The organism is Streptomyces sp. SID12501 (assembly GCF_010550245.1).
GTDB lineage: Bacteria > Actinomycetota > Actinomycetes > Streptomycetales > Streptomycetaceae > Streptomyces.
Genome location: NZ_JAAGLU010000108.1, coordinates 1 through 1,264, shown reverse-complemented (window position 1 = coordinate 1,264; position 1,264 = coordinate 1). Strand labels below are relative to the sequence as shown.

1 protein-coding gene and 1 pseudogene are annotated in these 1,264 nt (G+C 68.3%); both read right to left on the bottom strand.

What is annotated here, in order from left to right:
• Positions 1-769 (bottom strand): annotated as a pseudogene (locus G3I71_RS52850) (IS5 family transposase); the annotation flags it as partial.
• A 135-nt stretch (positions 770-904) separates the two neighbouring features.
• On the bottom strand, positions 905-1,030 hold the full coding sequence (locus tag G3I71_RS52485) for a hypothetical protein (RefSeq protein WP_275409403.1): 126 nt from the start codon (positions 1,028-1,030) through the stop codon (positions 905-907).
• Positions 1,031-1,264: the final 234 nt, after the last annotated feature.

Genomic DNA, 1,264 nt, shown 5'->3' with positions numbered 1-1,264 from the left:
GTGCTTGTCGTAGCGGGTGGCCAGTCCTCGCCATTGCTTGAGGTGGGCGAAGGCGCGTTCGACGACGTTGCGGGCGCGGTAGTCGACCGGGTCGAATGCCGGCGGCCTGCCGCCGGCCGCTCCGCGGCGTTTGCGGTTGCGGATCTGGTCCGAGGGCTCGGGGATGACCGCGCCGATCCCGCGGGCGCGTAGCAGGGTCCGGTGGGCGCGGGCGGAGTACGCCTTGTCCGCCCGCACTCGGTCCGGGCGGGTTCGCGGGCGCCCCGGTCCCAGGCGCGGGACTCGCAGGTGGTCCAGCAGGACGGGGAACATCGGAGAGTCGTTGGCCTGCCCGGCCCCGACCAGGACGACCAGCGGCAGACCGCCGCCGTCGACGAGCTGGTGGATCTGCGTCGACAACCCGCCGCGGGACCGCCCGATCCCGTGATCAGGGGGTTCGATCAGCAGATTCGTGTGATTCGGCTTCGCCCCCTGTGTCCCGGGGCAGGGTCGCGGCGTGCTGGTGGGTCCGGTTGATCGTGGAGTCCACGCTCACCGCCCAGTCGATCCGCCCCACGGCATCGGCCTTCGCGAGCAGAGCGGCGTGGATCTTGTCCCACGTGCCGTCCTTGGCGAACCGCGCATGGCGCTTCCAGACCGTCTGCCACGGCCCGAATGACGCCGGCAGGTCCCGCCACGGCGACCCGGTCCGGTAGTGCCAGATGATCCCCTCGACCACCCGACGGTGATCAGCGAACGGGCGACCACCACCCGGGGCCATCGACGGCATCAACCCGGCGATCAGCTCCCACTCGGCATCCGACAACACAGCATCACGCGACACCCGAACAGTCTCGCAGCAGCCCCGACGAACCCTTAAGAGACGCGCGCTAGGCCGTGTTGACCAAGTCGGTCTTGATCCAGATCAGGATCGCGGCAGGGTGATCGCGGTGTTGTGGGACCGGGCGGTCTCGCCGGTGCGCATCGCGATGCCGCGCCACTGCTTGAGGCGGCTGAAGCAGCGTTCGACGTCGCTGCGCGCCCGGAACACGCCGCATTCGTCGACGCTGGGAAAGCAGTTTTCTATTTATCTCGTTTTCAGTATCTATTCGCCCGCTGCTGGAACGACGACGGCCGAGTGGAAGAGTGCAAAGAGCACGGCCTGCTCGGAGCCGTCTGGAGGAGCGTTTCGGTGCCAGTGGTAGGGGCGAAGAGGTCGCGATGACTGATGGTCGGCTGGAGCACGGCCAGTTGGTGATGATCGAACGTGGATCGCGCCAGGACC